Genomic DNA, 24,677 nt, shown 5'->3' on the forward strand with positions numbered 1-24,677 from the left:
GCAAAAGCCCCGGACATGCTGATGTCCGGGGCTTTTGCTTTTATGATAAATTGTTTTAAACAGCTTTTACAAGGAAATAATTTTTTCCTTTCTGCAGCAGGATATATTTATCCCGGAGCAGGGAGCTGCTGTTGATGATCATGTCTATGCCAGGCACTTTTATTTTGTTCACACTCACACCGCCGCCCTGTACGGTTTTGCGGGCTTCACCTTTGCTGGGGAAGATACCGGTTTCAGCGAGGAAACTTACGATATCCTTACCTGCTTCCAGATCGGCTTTGGGAATCTCATGCTGAGGTACGCCAGCCATTACTTCCACGAGGTCTTCTTCAGACAATGCAAGCAGTACCTGGGCTGTGTCTTTACTATACAAGATAGAAGACGCTTCTACTGCAAATTTGTAGTTGTCCTCCCCGTGAATGAAAGTAGTTACTTCCTGCGCCAGTCGTTTCTGTAACAGGCGTTTTCCCGGGTCTTGTTTGTGTTCTTCGATCATGGCGTCTACTTCAGCCTGTTCGAGGAAGGTGAATATTTTGATATAACTTTCTGCGTCTACGTCTGTAGTGCCAAGCCAGAACTGGTAAAAAGCGTAAGGGGAAGTACGTTTGGGGTCGAGCCAAACGGTGCCCTGTTCTGTTTTACCGAATTTGGTACCATCCGCTTTTTTGATCAGCGGGCAGGTGAAAGCAAAAGCTTGTCCCTGTGCCTTACGACGGATCAGTTCTGTACCGGTCACGATATTACCCCACTGGTCGGAGCCACCCATCTGAAGTTTACAGTTTTTGTTGGTATACAGATGATAGAAATCGTGTCCTTGTATGAGTTGATAAGTGAATTCAGTGAAAGACATCCCGTTGTCACCTTCGATTCTTTTTTTCACAGAATCTTTGGCCATCATATAGTTGACGGTGATGTGTTTACCCGTATCGCGGATAAAGTCGAGGAAGGAAATGTGTTGAAACCAGTCGTAGTTATTCACCATTTCCGCCGCATTAGGTTTGGCAGGATCGAAGTCGAGGAAGCGCTCCAGCTGTTTACGTATACCGTTTACGTTGCGCTGAAGGGTTTCGTCATCGAGCATTTTTCTTTCTTCTGCCTTGAAAGAGGGGTCGCCTACCATACCGGTGGCACCACCTACCAACGCCAGAGGCTTGTGTCCTGCCTTTTGCAGATGCACCAGCAGCAGAATAGGTACGAGGCTACCGATGTGCAGCGATTCCGCAGTAGGATCAAAACCAATATAAGCAGTGGTCATTTCCTTTTGCAGTTGCTCTTCAGTGCCAGGCATCATATCCTGTAGCATACCCCGCCAGCGTAGTTCTTCTATCAGATTCATGATTCAATAACAATTTTTGCAAACGTACACAAAATTGTCTGAACAGGGGGAGAGAAGCTGATTTTTCGGTGCGTTGCAGAAATGCTGTATTTTTAAACCTGACTCACTGACAGCGGATGACAGTGCAGTTTATTCACCAGGTTATATATTATCTCCAAACCTCATTTATTATGAAAAAACTATTGTTTCTGATGGTGGCATTGCTGATGGCCGCCTCATCATGGGCACAGGACTGTGCCGGGTATTACTATCTCCTGAACAATGCAGAGGTGGAAATGACCGTATACGATGCCAAAGGTACTGCCAGTGGAAAAACGATCTATAAAGTAAGCAATGTGCATAAAGAAGCTACGGGCACTGTTTCCGATTTTACTGCCACCATATACGATAAAAGCAACAGAATGATCACCACCAGCGAAGGCCGCTTCAAATGCAGCGGCGACGGGGTGGCCGTAGATATGAAAGTGGGCATGCCTTCCATGTCCCAGCTGAAAGACCTGAAAATGGAAGCCAAAACGACCAATTCATTTCTGGATTATCCGGCCAGTATGCACGTAGGACAGGAGCTGAAAGGCGGCGCATTTGAAATGGCTGGTAATGTCAGCGGAATGGATGTCAGTGTTAATTATGCTATTTCCAACCGTAAAGTGGCAGGCAAGGAAAAAATCACCACACCGGCTGGTAGCTGGGACTGTTATAAAATCTCCTACGACCTGTCTTTTAAAATGCAGATGATGGGCACCGGCGTACCCATGAAACTCAATGCTGTGGAATGGTTTGCTCCGGGATTTGGGGTAGTGAAGACATTGTCATATATGGATGGCAAGGAGGCCGGTGGGACGCTGATCACGAAGTTTAAGAAATAAAGAGAAAGGGCCATGCAACTTGCATGGCCCTTTCTATTATGGGTATCTTTTACATCCGCCTGAGGCATTTGGTGAGGCTGTCTCTCCAATATGGAACCTGGATGCCGAATGTTTCTTTGATTTTTTCTTTGTTCAACACGCTATAGGCGGGCCTTGCAGCGGCTGTCTGATATTTGTCGGAAGTAACCGGCAGTATGGTAGTGGTGGCTGCGGTGAGTTCCTTGATGGTAACAGCGAAATCGTACCAGCTGGTAACGCCTTCATTGCTGTAGTGATATATGCCGCCGATGGCCGCATCCGGGTTGCCGGCTTTGTACTGGAGAATGTCCAGCAGTGCAGTGGCCAGGTCGCCCGCATAGGTGGGAGTACCTGTTTGATCGAATACTACGCTCAGCTCCTGTTTTTCCCGCATCAGTTCCTGCATGCGTTTAAGGAAGTTGACCGCATATTCGGAGTACAGCCAGGAAGTACGTATCACAATCGTATCAGGATTATAGCCCAGAGCGGCTGCTTCTCCACGCAGTTTGGATGAACCGTAGATACTCTGCGGATCGGTTTCATCATCTTCCCGGTAGGGAACATTCTGTTTACCACTGAAGACATAGTCAGTGGAAATATGGATCAGCTGAGTGCGATGTTCTGCGCAGATTTCGGCGAGTGACAGCACTGCCTGAAAATTGAGCAGGAAAGCTTTTTCCTCTTCGGATTCTGCTTTGTCTACTGCCGTATAGGCGGCACAGTTAATACAGGCATCCGGCTGGTTGGCACCGAAGTAGGCAGACAGGGCATCAGCATCGGTAACATCCAGTTCAGCTGCATCCATAAATATCAGGTTGAACTGAGGATAAGCTGTGGCCGCTTTTTTCAGCGACAGACCTAACTGGCCGTGGCCGCCGGTAACAAGAATATTTTTCATAGCAATAATCAGCTGTTAAAACATAAAGTTGTGGCTAATATCTGCCAATCTGGGTAATGCCAGATCTTTATCGGAAATGATGGCATCGTTCAGTTCTATGCCCCAGTCAATGTTAAGGTCCGGATCATTATAGATGATACCACCTTCACTACCTTTATGATAGAAGTTGTCGCACTTGTACATCACCTCAGCAGTTTCGCTGATCACCGCATAACCATGGGCAAACCCTTTAGGTACCAGCAGTTGTAGTTTGTTCTCTGCACTTAACTCAATCGTGAAGGACTGGCCATAAGTAGGAGATCCTTTCCGGATGTCCACTACGGCGTCAATGATTTTTCCTTCCAGTACTCTCACCAGTTTGGTCTGGGCATAGGGTTCCTGCTGATAATGCAAGCCTCTTAATACGCCGTAGGTAGAACGTGCCTGATTATCCTGGACAAATGTGTATTCAATGCCGGCATCGCGGAAAGTATTAGCGTTGTAACTCTCGAAAAAATATCCGCGACTATCTCCGAATATTTTAGGCTCGTATACTAACAGTCCGGGTAAACCTGTTTCTGAAAAGGACATGTTTAAAATAATTACGAATTATGGATAACGGGTAATTCATTACCCGTTATCCATAAATTATCTTTTTTGGTATTGCTCCTGGTAATATTTCTGGTAATTTCCGCTGGTGACATGTTGCAGCCATTCTTCATTGGCCAGGTACCAGTCAACTGTTTTTTCCAGTCCTTCTTCAAACTGGAGGGAAGGCTCCCATCCCAGTTCCTTGTTTAGCTTGGTGGCATCGATGGCGTAGCGCAGATCGTGTCCGGCGCGGTCTTTTACGAAGGTGATCAGCTGTGCAGAGGTCCCCTCGGGACGTCCCAGCTTTTTGTCCATGATACGGCACAGCAGCTGAATCAGGTCAATATTTTTCCACTCGTTGAAGCCGCCGATATTGTATGTTTCACCGATCCTGCCACGATGGAAAATGGTATCAATGGCACGGGCATGATCGTTTACGTATAGCCAGTCACGTACGTTTTCGCCTTTACCGTATACCGGAACAGGCTTGTTGTTTTTGATATTGTGGATGGCCAGCGGTATCAATTTCTCCGGGAAATGGTGAGAACCATAGTTGTTGGAGCAATTGGAAATAATGGCTGGAAGATGATAGGTATGATGATACGCCATCACAAAATGGTCTGAGCTGGCTTTGGATGCAGAATACGGAGACCGTGGGTCGTACGGGGTGGTTTCATGGAAGAATCCTTCCGCTCCCAGGGAACCATATACTTCATCAGTAGATACATGGTAAAACAGCTTGTTATCATAACTGTCTTTCCAGTATTTACGGGCGATATTCAACAGTACAGCCGTTCCCAGCACATTGGTTTTGATAAAAGCCAGCGGGTCCATGATGGAGCGGTCCACGTGGCTTTCTGCTGCCAGGTGGATCACTCCATCAAACTGGTACTTCCCGAAAAGCTGATCGATGAAGGCCTCGTCAGTAATGTCTCCTTTTTCGAAGATATAGTTGGGTTGGTCTTTTACATCTGACAGGTTTTCCAGGTTACCGGCGTAGGTAAGGGCATCCAGGTTTACAATCTGGTAGTCAGGGTATTTGTTAACAAACAACCGCACCACATGTGAACCAATAAATCCTGCTCCGCCTGTAATAAGTAGTTTCCGCTTCATGAAATTATTTCAGTGCTTGTTTAAAATAGTCGTAGGTGATTTTTAAACCTTCCTTCCTGCTCACTTTCGGCTCCCATCCCAGCAGGGCCCTGGCTTTGGTGATATCGGGCTGCCGTTGTTTAGGATCATCCTTAGGCAGCGGATGGTATACGATTTTTTGTTTGGACTCAGTCAGCGCAATGATTTCTTCCGCAAACTGATTGAGTGTGATCTCTTCCGGATTACCGATGTTCACTGGCATATGATAATCACTCAGCAACAAACGGTAGATACCTTCGATCAGATCATCTACATAACAGAAGGAGCGGGTTTGTTTGCCATCTCCGAAAACTGTCAGGTCTTGTCCGCTCAGTGCCTGGCTCATAAAGGCCGGTAATGCACGGCCATCATTGAGGCGCATCCGCGGGCCGTAAGTGTTAAAGATACGGACGATCCTGGTTTCTACGCCATGGAAGTTATGATAAGCCATGGTAATGGATTCCAGGAAGCGCTTGGCCTCATCGTATACACCACGTGGTCCTACAGGGTTTACATTACCCCAGTATTCTTCTGTTTGTGGGTGTACAGCAGGGTCGCCATATACTTCGGAGGTAGATGCTACCAGTATACGGGCTTTCTTTTCCTTGGCCAGGCCCAGCAGGTTGTGCGTGCCGAGAGAACCCACTTTCAGGGTCTGAATCGGCATTTTGAGATAATCTATCGGGCTGGCAGGAGAAGCAAAGTTGAGAATGTAATCCAGTTTACCCGGAACATGGATAAACTTGGTCACATCATGATGATAGTATTCAAAATCCTGTAAGGGAAACAGGTGTTCAATATTTTTGATATTCCCGGTAAGCAGGTTGTCCATGGCTATCACATGAAAACCTTCTTTGATAAAGCGATCGCACAGATGCGAGCCCAGGAAACCGGCAGCACCGGCTATCAGGATTCTCTTTTTTTCCATGTATTCAAGATGTGATGATGATTAAGCAATAGTGATGCGACCTACACTCTCATAGTGATATCCCATCTCTTTCATACGTGCTACTTCAAACAGATTGCGTCCGTCGAAGATGACTTTATTTTTCAGAGAAGCAGATATTTTATGGAAATCCGGTGTTCTGAAAACGCTCCATTCGGTAGCGATGATCAGCGCATCGGCATGGTCCAGTGAAGTATACTGGTGCTCAGCATACTGTACTTTATCACCAATGAGCTGTCTTACATTCTCCATGGCTTCAGGGTCAAATACAGTGACGGTGGCACCTGCAGCTACCAGTGCATCGATGATGTACAATGCCGGAGCTTCACGGATATCGTCTGTATTGGGTTTGAAAGCCAGGCCCCACAATGCAAAATGTTTGCCTTTGAGGTCACCATTAAAGTAAGCTTTGATTTTGGGAACCAGGAACAGCTTCTGCCGTTCGTTCACATCCATCACGGCATTCAGTATCTTAAAATCGTATTCCACATCCTGGGAAGATTTTACCAGGGCCTGTACATCTTTAGGGAAACAGCTGCCGCCATAGCCGATACCGGGAAACAGGAATCGTTTGCCGATACGGTCATCGCTGCCGATACCCCGACGGACCATGTCTACATCTGCACCCAGTTTTTCACAGAGCACGGCGATCTCGTTCATGAACGAAATTTTGGTGGCCAGGAAAGAGTTGGCAGCGTATTTAGTCAGCTCCGCGGATTTTTCATCCATGTATATGATCGGGTTGCCCTGTCTTACAAAAGGAGCATACAGTTCACCCATGATCTTACGGGCTCTTTCAGAATTAGTTCCAATCACTACGCGGTCGGGCTTCATAAAGTCGTCTACCGCTACGCCTTCCCGTAAAAACTCGGGGTTAGACACCACGTCGAACGCTGTTTTACAGTTTTGAGCGATGGCAGCGATCACCTTTTCTGCTGTACCTACCGGTACAGTGCTTTTGTCTACGATCACCTTATAGTCTGTCAGCAGTTTACCCAGTTGGTCCGCTACTTTCAATATAAAAGAGAGATCGGCAGCACCATCCGCACCAGGAGGTGTAGGCAGGGCGAGGAATATCACTTCCGCGTCACGGATACCTTCTTCCAGGCTGGTGGTGAAAAACAGGCGTTCTTCTTTGAGGTTACGTTCAAACAGCTTTTCTAGTCCGGGCTCATAGATGGTAACCTGGCCGGAAGACAGTTTCTTTACTTTATTGGCATCGATATCTACGCAGGTAACTTCATTGCCTGTCTCTGCGAAACAGGTACCGGTTACGAGTCCTACATAACCAGTGCCTACTACTGTAATCTTCATGCTGGGGGATTGTTTAGAAATGATTTGACAGAGTTAATAATATGATCTAACTGATCTTTGTCCATTTCAGTATGTATCGGCAAGGAAATCACCGTTGAGGTGAGACTATCGGTTACGGGTAATTCAAAGGCAGCACCACCAAATTGCTCGAACATTTTCTGACGGTGGGCTGGAACTGGATAGTATATCATGGCAGGTACCTGTTTTTCCTGAAGGTACTGCTGCAATTTATTTCTGTCGGCACCATGCAGCTGCATAGTGTACTGATGGAACACATGGTAGCTGTTGGCCGCACGGAAAGGAGTAGTGATCTGCGGCATATCAGCAAAAGCGGCATCATAGGCGTCTGCAACGGCACGACGGGCTTTGATGTACTCATCGAGTAACGGAAGTTTGATCCTTAACACAGCCGCCTGCACAGAGTCGAGACGGGAGTTAACGCCTACTACATCATGGTAATAACGGGCAGACTGGCCGTGGTTGGCTACCATCCTGATTTTTGCCGCCAGGGCGTCATCGTTGGTAAACAGTGCACCACCATCGCCATAACATCCCAGGTTTTTGGAAGGGAAGAAGGAAGTACAGCCAATATGACCGATAGCACCCGCTTTCTTCACACTGCCATCTGCAAAGGTATAGTTGGCGCCGATAGCCTGTGCGTTGTCTTCAATTACATACAGGTTATGTTTGGCGGCAACAGCCATCAGCGGTTCCATATCTGCCACATGACCATAAAGGTGTACCGGAACGATCGCCTTGGTTTTAGGCGTGATGGCTTTTTCCACAGCAGCTACGTCGAGGCAGTAGGTCTTAGGGTCAATATCCACAAAAACAGGTTTCAGCCTTAACAGCGCTATCACTTCTGCGGTAGCAATAAAAGTGAAAGAAGGAGTAATCACTTCATCACCAGGCTGCAGGTCCAGTGCCATCATGGCTATCTGTAAAGCATCGGTGCCATTGGCGCAGGGTATCACATGCTTGATATCCAGGTATTGCTGCAGCTCGTCCGCAAACTTTTGCACCGCTCCACCATTAATGAAAGCAGCGCCTTCCAGCACTTCCTGAATGGCAGCATCCACCTGCGGTTTAATCTTCGTATACTGGCGTTTCAAGTCCACCATCTGAATAGGCACCATATGATATGTATATTTTTATTTTGTTTAAAGTGTGCAAATTTACAAATTTTGGGATTGGGTGAGGATTATCTTTGCAGGACGTTTAAAATTCAGTAAAAGTACATAGGCTAATGTTAGCAAAGGCTATTTATAATATAGGGATTCGATTGTACAAGGCAGGTGTCTGCCTGGCAGCCATGGGCGGCAAAAAAAAGGCATCTTTATGGCTGAAAGGCCGCCAGGACTGGCAAACGAGGATGAGACAGGCCGGCCTGGGCCAGCATCCGGTCATCTGGATACATGCTGCCTCCCTGGGTGAGTTTGAACAAGGAAGGCCTGTACTGGAAGCCCTACGCCTCCGTTACCCCGGCTATAAAATTTTGTTAACATTTTTTTCGCCCTCCGGATATGAGGTCAGGAAAGACTATCCCGGCGCCGATTATGTGTTTTACCTGCCCCTCGATACCCGCCGCAATGCGCGCGACTTCGCAGATATCGTAAAACCTTCGCTGGCCATTTTTATCAAGTATGAATTCTGGTACCATCTCCTTACGGAGCTGTATATACGAAAAATACCCGTTCTGCTCGTGTCCGGTATCTTCCGCCAGGACCAGCTTTTCTTCAAAGGCTATGGCGGTATGTTCAAACAGCTGCTGCAACAGCTGACCCACATCTTCGTACAAAATAAAAATTCGCTGGAACTGCTGAATGGAATTGGTATCCACCATGCCAGCATCAGCGGGGATACCCGGTTCGACAGGGTAGCAGCATTGCTGACTGAACAACAGACCTTACCGCTGGTAACACCGTTTGCCAGCCACGATAAGCTGTTGGTTGCCGGTAGCACCTGGCCCGAAGATGAACAGCTGCTGGCCTCCTGGTGGCAACAATCATCCCATCCCGGCCTGAAACTGATCATCGCTCCCCACGAAATCCACGAAGGACATATACGCCAGGTGAAAACACTTTTCCCGCAGGCGGTCACTTATTCAGCATTAAAAGCCGGAACAGCCGATACTGATGCTACTGTCCTGATCATAGATAATATCGGAATGCTGACCACCTTGTACCGGTACGCTAATATTACCTATGTAGGCGGCGGATTCGGGAAAGACGGTATCCATAACCTGCTGGAGCCTGCGGCATACAGCAAACCCGTTATTATAGGGCCTGAATACAGCAAATACTTTGAGGCGGTAGAGCTGGTGGCGCTGCATGGGGCGCTGGTAGTGCCGGAGCTGACTAACCTGCAGGACTATATGAATTTATTGCTGAATGATCCGGAATTTTATGAGAAAACCGCTTCCATAGCCGGAAACTATGTAAAGGACAATAAAGGGGCTACCGAAAAGATATTACAATATATTCAGGAGAAACGTTTCCTGAGCAAGGAATAGAAATGTTTTACCAGGTGATGGTCATCCTGCCATCCCTGTATGATCTTGATCTCCCGCTGTATCCAATAATCCGCCTCTTGAAGGGTGCTGCATTCGTTGATGGTTTTCACCGAACGTTCATAAAGATCGGTGTCTCCCCGGAACAGTTCCTGGATAAACTGGTACTTGTCGTTGATGCCGATAGCGCTGCGCAGGTCTTTTACAGGCATTTCGCCCAGTTTCTGAGCTACCTCGGGCTGCTGCTGACGAAAACGGTCGTTGAGGGAAGTGCCGTTGTTGCCTACCAGTTCGTTCAGGTCTTTGCGGAGAGCGTGGGTGTCCTGTTCATAACTGTTTTTAACAGCGGTGACGGTGTCTACCTGATCAAACAACGTAGCAGGAACTGGTTTTTTTTCAGGAGCCGGTGGCTCTTTGAAAACCGGAGGTTCTTTGAAAAATGGTTCCAGCAAGGGTTCCCGGACAGGGGCAGGTATTTCCTGTGGTTCGGGTTTGATGGCTGCCGGTGGGGGAGCAGGGGGAGCTATTATCACCGGTTCCGGTTGGGAAGGGGCAGGATCTGCCACCACAGCGGATTGTGGATAACCTGCAGCCGGAACTTCCGGTTTATCTGCCGGTAATGTTGTAGTTTGCGCTGCGGTTGTAACCGGTGCGTTCATCACAGGTTGCTGCATGGGCATAATCACGGCAACGTGTTGCTGCCGCTCCTGCGCCGCCTGCTGGTGTTGTTTGTTACGCATATGCAACACCTCTGCCTGCAACAGCTGCACATAATAGGATATAGCCTGCAGGTCTGCACCGGAATTTTTCAATTCCTGCAACTTCTCAATTAATGCATTTATTTTTTCCATGCCTTAATTGTTAATGCTTTGTGATGGGAAATATTTATTTGTATAAAATTAGCGTATTTTAATTAATTAATAATCAAAATAGTACAGTATGTTTATTGAACCTTCTCTTGCAGGAGGACGGAGGGGCTGGATTGAAGTGATTTGCGGCTCTATGTTTTCCGGGAAAACGGAAGAATTGATCCGCCGCCTGAAACGTGCCCGTATCGCCAATTTAAAGGTAGAGATCTTTAAACCGGTGGTAGATACACGTTATGACGAAGGTAGCATTGTATCGCATGACGAAAATAAAATTGTTTCCACCCCGATAGAAAATTCCCAGCAGATATTGTTGCTGGCGCAGGAAGTAGATGTGGTAGGAATTGATGAGGCCCAGTTTTTTGATGCCGAGTTGCCTAATGTTTGCGACCAGCTGGCGTTACGGGGTATCCGTGTAATCGTGGCCGGCCTCGATATGGACTATACCGGCAAACCTTTCGGGCAGATACCTTTTATGCTCGCCAAAGCGGATTATATTACCAAGTTGCACGCCATCTGTGTGCGTTGTGGTAATATCGCCAACTATTCCTTCCGTAAATCAGCAGAAACAGAAACGTTGTTGCTGGGGGAGAAAGATTTGTACGAACCCCTTTGCAGGCACTGTTATTACGAAGAGAAAATAAAAAAATAGTTGGAGCCCTTTCCCGTTACTATTGTCAACAGTAACGGGAAAGGCTGTATCAGGCGGTTTGTTTAACCTTAAAGGTGAATTTTTTCTGGGTGAGATAACTGAAGATGACCACCAGCGCGGTTGTACAGATCTTACCCACGGTAGGATACAGGTGGATCCTGTCTACAAACAACTTCATCAGGAAGTAGTTGAGCAGGATGCAGATACCTACTAGCACAAAGTAGCGGAACAGCTGCACCCGTCCTCTCAGGTTAGATTCAGAAAAGACTACATATTTACTGAGCAGAAAGCCGGTAGGGAAGGTAACTGCCATTGACATAAAGAGGGCGGCGATATGTGCGCTGATGTCAATCAGTGGCAGATGTACCATTTCTTTCTGCAACACAAAATTGTAGCATATAAAATATAAAAATATATCCAGTACCGTGTTGCTGCCTCCACAGGCAAGATAGCGGAAGGTTTGCTTCGGCATTACCCGTGCAAAAGGCTGGTAGAAGAAATCAATTATCTGTAGTATAATCCTGCGTAGCATGATGAAATTGGCGCAAATTTAGGCGTTTTAGGATTTCCGTGGACTGTTTTATTCTTACCTTAACATATTCCTTTTTTTCCAGGCGGATGAGGGCTGTGCATTATTACCGGTCGGTTGTTGTAAAGCTACGTTTTGTTGCTGCCATACCTGTGCAGCCAGTACTGCAGCGAGTTTTTCTATCTCCGGACGCTCTTCCAGCAAGGATTGCGGCGTATAATATTTATTGATAAAATTGGTGTCAAAACGGCCTTCAATAAACGCAGGCTGTTGCAGTGCCCAGTGGCCGAAAGGCAGTGTGGTGCGGATACCTTTCACCTGGTACTCTTCGATGGCCCTCAGCAGGCGGTGGCGCGCCTCTTCCCGGTTGCTACCCCAGGCAATCAGTTTGGCGATCATAGGATCATAGAAAATAGGAATATCCATGCCCTGTTCATAGCCATCGTCTACCCGTACACCATAGCCCTGCGGACGGATATAGGTTTCCAGGCGACCGGTGTCTGGCAGGAAGTTGTTGGCCGGATCTTCAGCGCATATACGCAGTTCGATGGCGTGTCCGTTGATGGTGAGACTCTCCTGAGTAAAGGATAGTTTTTCCCCGCGGGCTACCTTTATCTGCTCTTTTACCAGGTCCAGGCCGGTAATCAGCTCTGTTACCGGGTGTTCTACCTGCAGACGGGTATTCATTTCCAGGAAATAAAAATTCAGCTGTTCATCCACCAGGAATTCTACGGTGCCGGCACCATAGTAATTACAGGCTTTGGCCACATCTACCGCACATTGTCCCATAGCGGCACGGATGGCCGGGGTAAGCACGGAGGAAGGAGCTTCTTCTATCAGTTTCTGGTGGCGTCGTTGTATGGAGCATTCTCTCTCAAAGAGATATACGCAGTTGCCATGGTGGTCACCCAATATCTGTATTTCGATATGCCGGGGAGAACCCACATATTTTTCTATAAACACGGCATCGTCGCCAAAGGCGCTTCTGGCTTCACTTTTGGCCAGCCGTATCTGTTCTTCCAGTTCTTCGGGAGCATTTACTACCCGCATACCTTTACCTCCACCGCCGGCGGAAGCTTTGATCAGGATAGGGAAGCCGGTTTTTTTAACTACTTCCTGTGCTTCTTCCACACTGCGCAGGGGTGTTTCCGTACCGGGTACCATCGGTACTCCAAAGCGCTGGGCGGCCTGTTTGGCGGCCAGTTTGCTACCCATAATCTCTATGGAAGCAGCAGAAGGGCCGATGAAGGTAATACCGGCATCGGTCACCTGTTGGGCAAATTGTGCATTTTCACTCAGAAATCCGTAGCCGGGATGAATACCGTCGGCTTCAGTGGCTTTGGCCACCTCGATGATCTTCTGCCCCAGCAGATAAGACTGGCTGGAGGGCGCAGGCCCAATACATACCGCTTCATCGGCATATTGTACAAAGGGCATCGTACGATCGGCTTCAGAATACACAGCAACTGTCTTGATTCCCATCTCACGGGCAGAACGCATAATACGTAAGGCTATTTCTCCACGATTGGCTACCAGGATCTTTTTCATGCAAAAATTTTAACAAGCAGCTAATATACGATTACAATTACGAATTATGAATTACGAATTACGAATTGAGTATAGGTCTGCAGGAAAGCATCTCCGCTTTGATCTCTGCTCATAATTCGTAACTCGTAATTCATAATTCGTAATTGTAATTCGTACCTTCGCCCCCTGTATGAAAAATACCGTCCACCAAATATTTACCCTGGTAAAAAAAGACCTGGTACTGGAGCTTCGCCAGCAGTATGCTTTTTATGGCGTGTTACTGTATATTATCTCTACTGTGTTTGTGATTAATCTGATGATGGGCAAACCGGATGATAAGCTGTGGAATGCTCTTTTCTGGGTGATCCAGCTGTTTGTGGCGGTAAATGCCATTGCCAAAAGTTTTATGCAGGAAAACAGGGGACGGCTGCTGTACTTTTATTCGCTGGTATCTCCGCGGGCTTTCATTGCGGCCAAACTTATCTACAATGTGATCCTGATGATGCTGATGAGCGTGATCGCCCTGGTCTGCAGTTTTATGTTCCTCGGAAATCCGCTTAACAATACTTTTTATTTTGTGGGTATCGTATTGTTGGGTGGTACCAGCCTGAGCCTGCTGTTTACAGTACTGGCGGCCATTGCAGCCCAGGCTAATCATAACGCCGCCCTGATGGCGGTAATGGGCTTTCCGCTGATGATGCCCATGCTGATGTTGCTGGCCAATGTTTCGCTCTCTGCCTTTGTGACGGTATATCAGCCCGGACTCCCTAAAATGTTTTTCCTGCTGGGCGGTATGGACATCCTTATCATCGCTTTGACCATGGTGCTGTTCCCTTTTCTGTGGAAAGACTGATTTTGAAATATCGAAATATTTCGGGTACTTATATAAACGGATTTTAACGGGTTATTCATGATATTGGATAAACTTAAAATCACGTAAAATCTTTGCGATTAAGGATAAAACGTGTAGGTTTGCCCCGGAATATAGCTGTTAAAAATGGCCAGACATTGGTGGAAAGCATTAGCGATACTGCTGCTGATTTACGTAATTATCGCCGGGTTCACTATTAAGATACCGATCATAGGGACCAATGGACAATCATCCCGTGGATTGTTTTTTCATGTGCCAATGTGGATATGTATGTATACCATGTTCACCATCTCCGTTGTCAATTCCCTGCTCTTCCTGTCAAAATATGATCTTAAAAGAGATGTATATGCCTCCAGCGCTGCGCGGGTAGGCACCTTTTTTGGCGTGCTGGGATTTTCAACAGGCTCTTTATGGGCCACTTACACCTGGGGCGGCACCCTCACGGATGATCCTAAACAGATGTGTACTGCCATCGCCATCCTGATTTATATGGCTTACCTGGTATTGCGCATCTCTATTCATGACCTCGACAAAAGGGCCCGTATCTCCGCGGTCTTCAACATTTTCGCTTTTGCCCTGCTCATCCCGCTGACCTATATCATCCCGCGCATGGTAGACTCCCTGCATCCGGGCAGTGCTACTACACCGGGCTTTGCTTCAAAGGATACCGATGGCGGTATGAAAATGGTGCTGTACCCTGCCTTCATCGGCTGGACCCTCCTGAGTGTATGGATCTATACCCTCGTGGTTCGCTACAAGAAATTAGAGCTTAAAAATATTTTTAAATGATCAACAAAGCGTTTTCATGCTGCCTGACACTCACCCTCTTACTGGTGTCTGTACTGGCAAATGCTCAACAACAGGATACAGAGTCAGGGGCCGTTAATCAGTTTTTCCGTAGCAATGGTAAAATATATGTGATCGTTGGCGTTTTGGTGATCATCTTCCTGGGAATCATATTATTCCTCATCAACCTGGACAGAAAAATCAACAGGCTGGAGCAACGGGAAAAAAATAATCCGTGATAATCTAATCATTATACCAAAACAATACATATTATGTCGCAAGATCAGCACTATAGCTTTTTCCAGAGTGTGGAAAGAAGTTTCGACAAAGCCGCTGTATTCACCAGATGGGACAAGGGTATCCTGGAGCAGATCAAAGCCTGCAATGCCGTTTACCAGATCAAGTTCCCGGTAAGGATCGGCGATACCGTTCAGGTAATTGAAGCCTATCGTGTACAGCACTCTCACCACAAACTGCCTTGTAAAGGTGGTATCCGCTTCAGCGATGAAGTAAACCAGGATGAGGTAATGGCACTGGCTTCCCTGATGACCTACAAATGCGCGATCGTAAACGTGCCTTTCGGTGGTGCTAAAGGTGGTCTTAAAATCAATCCCCGCAACTATACTCCCTTCCAGCTGGAGGCTATCACCCGTCGTTATACCGCTGAACTGGTAAAGAAAAACTTTATCGGCCCCGGCACCGACGTTCCTGCTCCAGACTATGGCACCGGCGAAAGAGAAATGAGCTGGATCCTGGATACCTACATGAGCCTCCGTCCGGGTGAAATCGACGGCTACGGCTGCGTTACCGGTAAACCAGTATCTCAGGGCGGTGTACGCGGACGTACAGAAGCTACCGGCCTCGGTGTATTCTATGGTCTGCGCGAACTGTGCAACATTAAGGAAGATATGGACCGCCTGGGCCTGACCACCGGTCTCGAAGGCAAAAGAGTAGTAGTACAGGGTATGGGTAACGTAGGATTTCACGCTGCCAAATACTTCAACGAAGCAGGTGCCAAAGTAATCTGCCTCATCGAATGGGACGGCGCCATCTTCAACGAAAACGGCCTGGATCCTGAAGCTGTACTGAAACACAAAAAAGAAACCGGCTCCATCATCAACTTCCCCGGTTCTACCAATCTGAATAAAAATACCGACGGTCTGGAACTGGAATGCGAAATCCTGATCCCTGCCGCCCTGGAGAATGTGATCGATAAACACAATGCTCCCAATGTTAAGGCAAAAATCATCGGTGAAGCCGCCAACGGCCCACTGACACCGGAAGCAGACGAAATCCTGAACAAAAAAGGCGTGATCGTAGTACCCGACATGTTCCTCAACGCAGGTGGTGTAACCGTTTCCTACTTCGAATGGCTGAAAAACCTGAGCCATGTACGTTACGGCCGTCTGGGCAAACGCTTCGATGAAAACATGAATATCCACATTCTGCAGACCATCGAAGAACTGACCGGTAAAAAAGTGTCTGAAAAAGAAAGAAAATTCATCGCACACGGTGCTGATGAAGTAGATCTGGTTTACTCCGGCCTGGAAGAAACCATGCACGCCGCTCTCCACGAAGTACGCGACGTAATGATGGCTAACCCGCAGATCCACGATATGCGTACCGCCGCTTACGTAGTAGCTATCAACAAAGTAGGTGCTGCTTACGAGCAACTGGGTATCTTCCCTTGATAATTCTCTTCAGTTATTTATTAGCTATTTATACATGCAGCGAAGGTCTTCACGGATTTTCGCTGCATTTTTATTTCAGCCCCGTCAGAAGGAAGGAATCTCTTCCAGGAACACCCACCTTTGTTCGGCAGGCCGGTAAGTACAGCAAAAGGTATGAAGACCGTTGGTCATCACCAGATAAGTGGCAGGAATCACCATATTATAACGGACAATCTGCTCCAGCGTTTGCTGGGTAATAGGTACATTCATCTCCTTACATTCCACCAGCATCCAGGGTTCCATCCGGCGGTTGTAGATAACGATGTCGAACCGTTTTTTTAGTTCCCCCAGCATGATCTCTTTTTCTATGCCTATCAGAGAAGATGGATAGGACAGGGTTTTGACGAGATAATTGAGAAAATTCTGTCTTACCCACTCTTCCGGTGTCAGTCGGACATACTTCTTCCGGTAGCGGTCAAAGATCAGCTCTTTGTCCTGCTCCCGGCTGATCCTGAAATCCGGTGGCGGAAAGTTAATGGTAATCAATACTAGAATATTTGATGAGTGCGAAGATAGGGGGATAATATGGAGAATAGCGAATAAAACCCTATATTTGCGTGTCAAAAGGCTATGAAGACAAAAGAAGAAATTGTAGCTAATTGGCTTCCCCGCTACACAGGAGAAAAACTCGAACACTTCGGGTCTCACATCCTCCTTACCAACTTCAGTAATTATCTCACCATGTTTGCCGAATGGAACAACGTAGAAATCGTTGGGGTGGGAAAACCTATGCAATGCGCCACTGCCGGCGATATTACCATTATTAACTTTGGTATGGGTAGCCCTGGTGCTGCAACTGTCATGGACCTGCTGAGCGCCATTTCCCCCAAAGCAGTATTGTTTCTGGGTAAATGCGGCGGACTGAAAAAGAAAAACGCCATCGGTGATCTGATCCTGCCTATCGCGGCTATCCGCGGTGAGGGTACCTCCAACGACTATTTCCCTCCCGAAGTACCGGCACTGCCTGCATTTGCGCTGCAAAAAGCGATCTCTACCACCATCCGCGATCAGGGTTTCGACTACTGGACTGGTACCTGCTATACTACCAACCGTCGGGTATGGGAGCATGATGCAGAATTCAAACAATACCTGGAACGTATAAGGGCCATGGCGGTAGATATGGAAACAGCCACTATCTTCTCCGTTGGATTTTATAACAAAATCCCTACCGGCGCCCTGTTACTGGTTTCTGACCAGCCAATGATTCCGGAAGGTGTTAAAACAGAAGAAAGCGATAAAAAAGTGACCACCCGGTTTGTGGAACGTCACCTGAAAATCGGTATTGAATCGTTGCAGAAACTGATTGAGAGTCACCAAACTGTTAAGCACCTGCGTTTTTAGAATTGTTGTATCTTCCAGCCATGCATTCAACCCGGCTAGAGATACAAGACATGGAAGTTACCTTCCAGGCACATGATAAAACTGTTAAGGCTGTAAACCAACTGAACCTGTCTGTAGGCAGGGGCGAGATCATAGGGGTAGTGGGAGAATCCGGTTCTGGTAAATCGGTGACCTCCCTCTCCGTGATGCGTCTGATACAGGCGCCGGGAAAGATATCGCACGGGAAAATCATCTATCATCATGCAGATGGCAGGGCTACAGACCTGGTAACACTGTCTGATACTGCTATGCGGGCTTATCGTGGCAATGAGATTGCCATGATTTTCCAGGAGCCCATGACCTCCCTCAATCCGTTACATACCTGTGGCGCACAGGTCACAGAAGCCATCCGGCTGCACAAGGGTATTTCGTTGAAAGAAGCCCGTGAGCAGGCGGTGGCGCTATTTGCCCGGGTAAAGCTCCCCAACCCGGCCGTTATTATGGATCGTTATCCGCATGAACTGTCCGGCGGACAAAAACAGCGGGTGATGATCGCCATGGCCATTTCCTGTGAACCCCGCCTGTTGATTGCTGATGAGCCCACTACCGCATTGGACGTAACAGTACAAAAGGCCATCCTGTTGCTGCTTAAAGAGCTGCAACAGCAGATGGACATGAGCGTATTGTTTATTACACACGATCTGGGCGTGGTAGCCGAACTGGCAGAACGGGTGGTGGTAATGTATAAAGGGAATATCGTGGAAGAAGGTCCGGTTCAACAGGTATTCCTTCATCCGCAGCATCCTTATACCAAAGGGCTGCTGGCCTGCCGGCCTCCGCTGGACAAGCGGTTGTCGCGTCTGCCGGTGACCCGTGATTTTATGGAAACAGATGCTGAAGGCCATATACAGGAGAAAGCCGGGGCTGTAGCTGAAGTAGTGAATACCCTGGTAGTGAGCGAAGCAGCTCTGCAGGCGCGGCGTGCACAACTGGCCGCCGCCAGTCCTCTGTTGGAAGTACATGGTCTGCAAACCTGGTTTCCGGTGAAAAAAAGTATTACCGGTAAAGTACTGGAATGGTACAAGGCGGTAGATGATATCAGCTTTTCTGTTGTTAGCGGGGAGACGCTGGGACTGGTGGGAGAGTCGGGATGTGGCAAAACCACACTGGGCAGATCTCTTTTACGGTTGATAGAACCAACCGGCGGAAGTATTGTTTATAAAGGGCAGGACTTACGGAGTTTGTCGTCTGCAGGGATGCGGGCGCTGCGTAAGGATATGCAGCTCATTTTTCAGGACCCTTATGCTTCCCTGAATCCGCGGAAGTCGGTAGGGGCGGCAATTCTGGAGCCGATGCAGGTACATGGGCTTTATGGAGATGAGCGGCTGCAGCGGGAAAAGGTGATGGAGCTGCTGGAAAAGGTGAACCTGCTGCCGGAACATTTTAACCGCTATCCGCATGAGTTTTCCGGCGGACAACGTCAGCGGGTGGTAATAGCGAGGGCGCTGGCGGTTGATCCATCGTTTATTATCTGTGATGAATCGGTGGCGGCGCTGGATGTGAGTGTACAGGCGCAGGTGCTGAACCTGCTGATCCGGTTGCGGGAAGAGTTTGGCTTCAGCTGTATTTTTATTTCGCATGATCTGTCGGTGGTGCGTTTTATCAGCGACCGGATGATGGTGATGCAGAAGGGAAAGATAGTAGAGATGGGACCGGCAGACGAGGTGTACAATCATCCGCAGCATCCTTACACGCAACAGCTCATTTCGGCCATACCTAAAGGAATTTAATATATAGATTGCTGATTATAATGCTTATGAGTCATTTTTTTGATGGAATAAGGAATAATCAGTACCTTTGCAGACTCTAAAAAAATTTTTATTCATACCGTAATATGAAACTATCACAGTTCAAATTCGATCTCCCTTTAAACCTGATCGCACAGCACCCTTCCAAGACAAGAGATGAATCACGCTTAATGGTGGTAAATCGCGTTACCGGAAAAATTGAACACAAAGTATTTAAAGACATTCTGGGTTATTTTAACGATAAGGATGTGATGATTGTGAACAATACCAAGGTATTTCCTGCAAGGTTATATGGTCGTAAGGAAAAGACGGGAGCCAAAATTGAGGTTTTCCTGCTGCGTGAGCTGAACAAGCAAAATCGCCTGTGGGACGTAATTGTAGACCCGGCACGTAAGATCCGCGTAGGCAACAAATTGTATTTTGGTGACGACGAGTCACTGGTAGCGGAAGTAATTGACAACACTACTTCAAGAGGCCGTACCATCCGTTTCTTATTCGAAGGCAATGATGATGAGTTCAAACAGGTGCTGGACACCTTGGGTGAAACACCACTGCCTAAGTATATCAAACGTAAACCGGAAGAAGAAGACAAAGAGCGTTATCAGACCGTTTACGCCAAATACGAAGGCGCTGTGGCAGCACCTACTGCTGGTTTGCACTTCAGCCGTGAGTTGATCAAACGTCTGGAAATCAAAGGAGTGAAATTTGCAGAAGTAACGCTGCACACTGGTTTGGGCACTTTCCGTCCGATCGAAGTGGAAGACCTGAGCAAACACAAAATGGATGCTGAGTATTTCCTCATCGACGAACATGCCGTGAAAGTGGTGAACAAAGCCAAGGAAGAAAACCGCAGAATCTGCGCGATCGGTACTACCTCCGTACGTGCCGTAGAATCTTCCGTAACGGCGCAGAACCTCCTGAAAGCGGCAGAAGGCTGGACCAATACCTTTATCCATCCTCCTTACGATTTCGCGATTCCAAATGCGCTGGTGACCAACTTCCACCTGCCTAAAACAAGTCTGCTGATCATGACCTGCGCCTTTGCAGGGTACGACCTGATCATGGAAGCTTATCAGCAGGCCATCAAAGAAAAATACCGTTTCTTCAGCTATGGCGACGCCATGCTGATTATCTGATAACGACGGATTACAGTTATTGACCTGGATGCCTGAGAGAAGAGTGACTGAAATAATTATTTCGCACTGGTCTTCACTCAGGCATTCTTGATTTAAATACAGTAGTACGTATTCCTTTTTATGGAGAGAAAAAAGATAGCTATCATTGTTGCCGGCGGCTCCGGAACCCGGATGCAGAGCGCCGTTCCCAAACAGTTTCTCGACCTGGCCGGCCGGCCGGTATTGTACTATACCATTACTGCTTTTGCCCAGGCCTACCCCGATATGGAAATTGTGCTGGTATTACCGGAAAACCATATCAGCCAGGCCAATCATCTATTACAGTCATTGGAGAATTTGCCCGCCATAACGATCGTGAAAGGAGGGGAAACCCGCTTTCATTCGGTTAAGAACGGGCTGCAGCAGGTGAAGGACAATGCTGTGGTATTTGTACATGATGGCGTAAGGCCGCTGGTATCCCCTGCGTTGATACGTTCCTGTTATGAAGCTGCATTAAGCCATGGTAGCGCTATTCCGGCAATTGATATGAAAGACAGTATCCGGGAAGTGTCGGGGGATAAAAATATGGCGGTCAACAGAGACCGTTTCCGGATTATTCAGACACCGCAGACTTTTCTGTCGGAGCTGATATTACCGGCTTTTGAACTGCCTTATGATCCTTTGTTTACCGATGAAGCCACCGTGGTGGAACGTTTGGGGAAGCAGATATATCTGGTGGAAGGGGAGGAGTCAAATCTGAAGATTACCAAGCCACTGGATCTGGTGCTGGCGAAAGCCTTCCTGAACTGTGATGGATTATGATTTAAACTGATGCTCTTGATGCCTTTTATTGAGTGCTCAAAAAACACATCAGGAGCATCAGTTTAAATCATAATAATCACAGTTACCGTTCGGAGTTTATTTTCTGGAGGATCTGGTGGGCCACATCGAGCGCCTGCAGTCCATCGATAGCGTTTACAGCTACGGGTTTGTTTTGCAGGATGGCGTCGCGGAACAGTTCCAGTTCCATACGGATGGCGTTGGATTGTTTTACCTCCGGATTATCGATGGCAATGGTTTTTTTGCCGCTATTGGTTTCGATATCGAGGGTAAAGAGGCCTTCGTCTTCCGGTGTTTTTAATTTGATGATCTCTGATTTTTTATCCAGGAAATCGATGCCGATGTAGGCGTCTTTCTGGAACAGGCGCATTTTGCGCATTTTTTTCAGAGAGATACGGCTGGAGGTGAGATTGGCTACGCAGCCATTATGGAATTCGATGCGTACGTTGGCGATATCGGGAGTATCACTCATAACGGCCACGCCGCTGGCGGAGATACGGCTGACAGTAGATTTTACGATACTGAGTACGATATCGATGTCATGGATCATGAGGTCGAGTATCACGCTTACATCGGTGCCGCGCGGGTTGAATTCTGCGAGGCGGTGTACTTCGATGAACATGGGTTTCAGATCATAGCCTTTCAGGGCGAGGAAGGCAGGGTTGAAGCGTTCCACGTGTCCTACCTGGAATTTGATATTGGCTTCATCTACCAGCTTTACCAGTGTTTTGGCTTCCTCCATGGTGTTGGTCATGGGTTTCTCCACGAAGATGTGTTTACCATTGCGGATGGCCAGTTCACATAACTTGAAGTGCAGGGTGGTAGGGGCTACGATATCGATAGCGTCTACTGCCATGATCAGTTCTTCCGGTGTCTCAAACCGGGGAATATTGTATTGCTCTGCTACGCTGGCGGCGTTGGCATTGCTGGGATCGTAGAAGCCTACTACCTCTACATCTTTCATGGTGGAAAGTTGAGAGAGGTGTATTTTGCCGAGATGTCCTACCCCGAAGAGTCCTATTTTGAGCATATTGGATCTTAATAAATAAATGCGAAAGTAAAGACATTTGGTTATTTTTTGACTTTTATATCACACCTTCTTCCACGAGGCTGCAGTAGCCTGTTTCAGAAACAATAATATGATCCAGGACGTCGATGTCGAAGAGCTGACCGAGTTCTTTTATTTTGAGGGTGATCCGTATATCTGCCTGGCTGGGGCGGAGGCTGCCGGAGGGGTGATTATGGCAGAGGAGGAGCTTACAGGCCTGTGCTTCCAGGGCTTCCCGGAATATGATGCGGGTGTCTACCACGGTGCTGGTCATACCGCCGGTGCTGATACAGCGATAATGCAGTACTTTGTTGGCCTGATTGAGGAACATCACATAAAAGGCTTCGAAGTACTGGTCTGCCAGGAGGGGCTTAAAAAAGAGGGCTGCATCGGAACCGGCACGGATGACGGTTTTTTTGTGGATGAAGCCTGCCTGCCGGCGCCGGGCCAGTTCCATGGCGGCCAGGATGGTAACAGCTTTGGCGCTGCCCATGCCTCTGAGTTTTTGCAGCTTCCGGGCATTGATCCTTCCCAGTTCGGAGAGGTTGTTGTGTGCCAGCTGCAATACTTCCCGGGCCAGGTCGAGTGCTGACTTGCTTTTATGGCCGGTATGAAGGAGGATGGCGAGGAGCTCTGTGTCGGTGAGGGCGGAAGGGCCGCTGTTGAGCAGTTTCTCCCGTGGTTTTTCAGTATCTGCCCAATGGCGTATGGCCACATGGGACTGTGTTTTCGGGCTAACAAACATACTTCGGGGTATTTCTCCAAATATAAACCACCCTTTCGAATCTTTTTTCATTTCTCCCCACATTTTTTCCATTCCCACGGATTACTTCCTTTATGAAGAAAGTGTTATTTCCTGCCGGAAAAAGTTTTAAATAAAAAATGGAAATTATTCCTTCTTACATATTTAATATGTTGTTATTATAGATATTGTTTTTTGTGTATAATATATTTGAATGAAAAAATTTTCGTGCTGGTAGCCCCAAAAATCATAGTTTTGCCACCTCTTTTCTACTAGTATCAGCAGTATGCAACCTTCAGTAAAAATCTTCACAGGCAACAGTAATCCAGCGTTGGCCGAGAAAATTGCCAAAAGATATGGCAACGGACTTAACAGCATTGGTAAATTAAAAATTCAGAAGTTCAGTGATGGCGAGTTTCAGCCCGTTTTCCTGGAAAGTATCCGTGGTGACTATGTTTTTCTTGTGCAGGGTACCAATGCCCCTTCAGATAACCTGATGGAGCTGTTGCTGATGATCGACGCGGCTAAGCGTGCATCAGCAGGGTATATCACCGCTGTGATCCCTTATTTCGGATTTGCACGGCAGGACAGGAAAGACAAACCCAGGGTAGCGATCGGGTCTAAACTGGTGGCCAATCTGCTGACTTCAGCAGGCGCTAACAGAGTGATTACCATGGATCTGCACGCTCCGCAGATTCAGGCGTTCTTTGATATCCCGGTAGATCACCTGGATAGCTCGGCTATTTTTATTCCCTACATTGAGCAATTAAAGCTGGAAAATCTTACCTTTGCGTCCCCTGACGTAGGTAGCACCAACAGGGTGCGTGAGGTAGCGTCCTACTTTAATGCTGAGATGGTTATTTGCGATAAACACCGTAAAAGGGCCAATGAAATAGCATCCATGGTAGTGATCGGTGATGTGAAAGACAGGGACATTGTGCTCATTGACGATATCTGTGATACAGCCGGTACGCTGTCAAAAGCGGCCAATCTGCTGAAGGAAAAAGGAGCCAGAAGCGTACGTGCTTTCTGTACTCATCCGGTTTTCAGCGGTAAAGCGTACGAAAACATTGAAAATTCCGTACTGGAAGAGGTGGTAGTATGTGATACTATTCCTATCCGTCCGGAAAGTTCCAAAGTTAAAGTGGTATCTGTGGCTGACCTGTTTGCAGTGGCCATCCGCAATATGCACGAAAACAAATCCATTACCAGCCTGTTTGTTCACAGTCAGCGCCGGCAATAACAACGTTTTTTA

The 24,677-nt window shown here is 47.5% G+C and carries 25 protein-coding genes; 12 read left to right on the forward strand and 13 right to left on the reverse strand.

What is annotated here, in order from left to right; all coding sequences use genetic code 11:
• Positions 1-55 precede the first annotated feature (55 nt).
• On the reverse strand, positions 56-1,336 hold the full coding sequence (gene tyrS / locus DF182_RS16885; RefSeq protein ID WP_113617028.1) for a tyrosine--tRNA ligase: 1,281 nt from the start codon (positions 1,334-1,336) through the stop codon (positions 56-58).
• Between the two features lie 170 nt (positions 1,337-1,506).
• Between tyrS and DF182_RS16890 the strand changes: the two genes are divergently transcribed.
• Positions 1,507-2,202 carry a TapB family protein gene (locus DF182_RS16890; RefSeq protein WP_147243458.1) on the forward strand — a complete coding sequence of 232 codons (696 nt, stop codon included), beginning with the start codon at positions 1,507-1,509 and terminating at the stop codon, positions 2,200-2,202.
• A 49-nt stretch (positions 2,203-2,251) separates the two neighbouring features.
• Here DF182_RS16890 and rfbD read toward each other — a convergent pair whose 3' ends face one another.
• Genes rfbD through DF182_RS16920 form a run of 6 tightly spaced genes read right to left on the reverse strand, consistent with a single transcriptional unit; the run spans position 2,252 to position 8,215 of the window.
• Positions 2,252-3,118: a dTDP-4-dehydrorhamnose reductase gene (gene rfbD / locus DF182_RS16895; protein ID WP_113617030.1), complete on the reverse strand. Its 867-nt coding sequence runs from the start codon at positions 3,116-3,118 to the stop codon at positions 2,252-2,254.
• A 15-nt stretch (positions 3,119-3,133) separates the two neighbouring features.
• Positions 3,134-3,688, reverse strand: a complete 555-nt coding sequence (gene rfbC / locus DF182_RS16900) for a dTDP-4-dehydrorhamnose 3,5-epimerase (RefSeq protein ID WP_113617031.1) — start codon at positions 3,686-3,688, stop codon at positions 3,134-3,136.
• A 57-nt stretch (positions 3,689-3,745) separates the two neighbouring features.
• Entirely contained in the window at positions 3,746-4,801 is a 1,056-nt protein-coding gene (gene rfbB / locus DF182_RS16905) for a dTDP-glucose 4,6-dehydratase (protein WP_113617032.1), read from the reverse strand.
• A gap of 4 nt (positions 4,802-4,805) precedes the next feature.
• Entirely contained in the window at positions 4,806-5,747 is a 942-nt protein-coding gene (locus tag DF182_RS16910; RefSeq protein WP_113617033.1) for a UDP-glucuronic acid decarboxylase family protein, read from the reverse strand.
• 21 nt (positions 5,748-5,768) lie between these two features.
• The gene (locus tag DF182_RS16915) at positions 5,769-7,079 is read right to left on the reverse strand and encodes a UDP-glucose dehydrogenase family protein (protein WP_113617034.1); all 1,311 of its coding nucleotides are present in this window, start codon (positions 7,077-7,079) and stop codon (positions 5,769-5,771) included.
• Positions 7,076-8,215: a DegT/DnrJ/EryC1/StrS family aminotransferase gene (locus DF182_RS16920; RefSeq protein WP_113617035.1), complete on the reverse strand. Its 1,140-nt coding sequence runs from the start codon at positions 8,213-8,215 to the stop codon at positions 7,076-7,078. The genes DF182_RS16915 and DF182_RS16920 overlap by 4 nt, the downstream gene beginning before the upstream one ends.
• A 110-nt stretch (positions 8,216-8,325) precedes the next feature.
• Between DF182_RS16920 and DF182_RS16925 the strand changes: the two genes are divergently transcribed.
• The gene (locus tag DF182_RS16925; RefSeq protein ID WP_113617036.1) at positions 8,326-9,591 is read left to right on the forward strand and encodes a 3-deoxy-D-manno-octulosonic acid transferase; all 1,266 of its coding nucleotides are present in this window, start codon (positions 8,326-8,328) and stop codon (positions 9,589-9,591) included.
• Here the strand turns inward: DF182_RS16925 and DF182_RS16930 are convergent.
• Positions 9,561-10,439: a hypothetical protein gene (locus tag DF182_RS16930; RefSeq protein WP_113617037.1), complete on the reverse strand. Its 879-nt coding sequence runs from the start codon at positions 10,437-10,439 to the stop codon at positions 9,561-9,563. The two genes, DF182_RS16925 and DF182_RS16930, sit on opposite strands and share 31 nt — an antisense overlap.
• An 88-nt stretch (positions 10,440-10,527) precedes the next feature.
• On the opposite strand from DF182_RS16930, the gene DF182_RS16935 reads away from it, so the two are divergent.
• A complete protein-coding gene (locus tag DF182_RS16935) occupies positions 10,528-11,106 on the forward strand; it encodes a thymidine kinase (RefSeq protein WP_113617038.1) in 579 nt (192 codons plus the stop codon).
• 49 nt (positions 11,107-11,155) lie between these two features.
• On the opposite strand, the gene DF182_RS16940 is transcribed toward DF182_RS16935, so the two are convergent.
• Entirely contained in the window at positions 11,156-11,638 is a 483-nt protein-coding gene (locus tag DF182_RS16940) for a GtrA family protein (protein ID WP_113617039.1), read from the reverse strand.
• A gap of 54 nt (positions 11,639-11,692) precedes the next feature.
• Positions 11,693-13,183 carry an acetyl-CoA carboxylase biotin carboxylase subunit gene (gene accC, locus DF182_RS16945; RefSeq protein ID WP_113617040.1) on the reverse strand — a complete coding sequence of 497 codons (1,491 nt, stop codon included), beginning with the start codon at positions 13,181-13,183 and terminating at the stop codon, positions 11,693-11,695.
• Positions 13,184-13,352: 169 nt separating this feature from the next.
• Here accC and DF182_RS16950 point away from each other — a divergent pair, with 169 nt between their 5' ends.
• The 4 genes from DF182_RS16950 (at position 13,353) to DF182_RS16965 (ending at position 16,510) form a co-directional block, all read left to right on the forward strand.
• The gene (locus tag DF182_RS16950) at positions 13,353-14,015 is read left to right on the forward strand and encodes a heme exporter protein CcmB (RefSeq protein WP_113617041.1); all 663 of its coding nucleotides are present in this window, start codon (positions 13,353-13,355) and stop codon (positions 14,013-14,015) included.
• 144 nt (positions 14,016-14,159) lie between these two features.
• Positions 14,160-14,822: a cytochrome c biogenesis protein CcsA gene (ccsA, locus tag DF182_RS16955; protein WP_113617042.1), complete on the forward strand. Its 663-nt coding sequence runs from the start codon at positions 14,160-14,162 to the stop codon at positions 14,820-14,822.
• Positions 14,819-15,058 carry a CcmD family protein gene (locus tag DF182_RS16960; protein WP_113617043.1) on the forward strand — a complete coding sequence of 80 codons (240 nt, stop codon included), beginning with the start codon at positions 14,819-14,821 and terminating at the stop codon, positions 15,056-15,058. The genes ccsA and DF182_RS16960 overlap by 4 nt, the downstream gene beginning before the upstream one ends.
• 33 nt (positions 15,059-15,091) lie before the next feature.
• Positions 15,092-16,510 (forward strand): Glu/Leu/Phe/Val family dehydrogenase, encoded by a 1,419-nt coding sequence (locus tag DF182_RS16965; RefSeq protein ID WP_113617044.1) that lies wholly within the window; start codon positions 15,092-15,094, stop codon positions 16,508-16,510.
• An 84-nt stretch (positions 16,511-16,594) separates the two neighbouring features.
• Here the strand turns inward: DF182_RS16965 and DF182_RS16970 are convergent, their stop codons facing one another.
• Positions 16,595-17,035, reverse strand: coding sequence for a type I restriction enzyme HsdR N-terminal domain-containing protein (locus DF182_RS16970; RefSeq protein ID WP_113617045.1), 441 nt, complete (start codon positions 17,033-17,035; stop codon positions 16,595-16,597).
• A gap of 84 nt (positions 17,036-17,119) precedes the next feature.
• Between DF182_RS16970 and DF182_RS16975 the strand changes: the two genes are divergently transcribed.
• From DF182_RS16975 to DF182_RS16990, 4 genes are all read left to right on the forward strand, one after another.
• Positions 17,120-17,890: an AMP nucleosidase gene (locus DF182_RS16975; RefSeq protein ID WP_113617046.1), complete on the forward strand. Its 771-nt coding sequence runs from the start codon at positions 17,120-17,122 to the stop codon at positions 17,888-17,890.
• A 20-nt stretch (positions 17,891-17,910) separates the two neighbouring features.
• Positions 17,911-19,659 carry an ABC transporter ATP-binding protein gene (locus tag DF182_RS16980; RefSeq protein WP_113617047.1) on the forward strand — a complete coding sequence of 583 codons (1,749 nt, stop codon included), beginning with the start codon at positions 17,911-17,913 and terminating at the stop codon, positions 19,657-19,659.
• Positions 19,660-19,763: 104 nt separating this feature from the next.
• On the forward strand, positions 19,764-20,813 hold the full coding sequence (gene queA, locus DF182_RS16985; protein WP_113617048.1) for a tRNA preQ1(34) S-adenosylmethionine ribosyltransferase-isomerase QueA: 1,050 nt from the start codon (positions 19,764-19,766) through the stop codon (positions 20,811-20,813).
• Between the two features lie 120 nt (positions 20,814-20,933).
• Positions 20,934-21,614: a 2-C-methyl-D-erythritol 4-phosphate cytidylyltransferase gene (locus DF182_RS16990; protein WP_113617049.1), complete on the forward strand. Its 681-nt coding sequence runs from the start codon at positions 20,934-20,936 to the stop codon at positions 21,612-21,614.
• A gap of 82 nt (positions 21,615-21,696) precedes the next feature.
• On the opposite strand, the gene DF182_RS16995 is transcribed toward DF182_RS16990, so the two are convergent.
• Positions 21,697-22,662: a Gfo/Idh/MocA family protein gene (locus DF182_RS16995; RefSeq protein WP_113617050.1), complete on the reverse strand. Its 966-nt coding sequence runs from the start codon at positions 22,660-22,662 to the stop codon at positions 21,697-21,699.
• A gap of 55 nt (positions 22,663-22,717) precedes the next feature.
• Positions 22,718-23,476 carry a RadC family protein gene (gene radC / locus DF182_RS17000; protein WP_245957476.1) on the reverse strand — a complete coding sequence of 253 codons (759 nt, stop codon included), beginning with the start codon at positions 23,474-23,476 and terminating at the stop codon, positions 22,718-22,720.
• A 232-nt stretch (positions 23,477-23,708) separates the two neighbouring features.
• Here radC and DF182_RS17005 point away from each other — a divergent pair, with 232 nt between their 5' ends.
• A complete protein-coding gene (locus DF182_RS17005) occupies positions 23,709-24,665 on the forward strand; it encodes a ribose-phosphate pyrophosphokinase (protein ID WP_113617051.1) in 957 nt (318 codons plus the stop codon).
• Positions 24,666-24,677: the final 12 nt, after the last annotated feature.

Source organism: Chitinophaga flava, from assembly GCF_003308995.1.
Classification (GTDB): Bacteria; Bacteroidota; Bacteroidia; order Chitinophagales; family Chitinophagaceae; genus Chitinophaga; species Chitinophaga flava.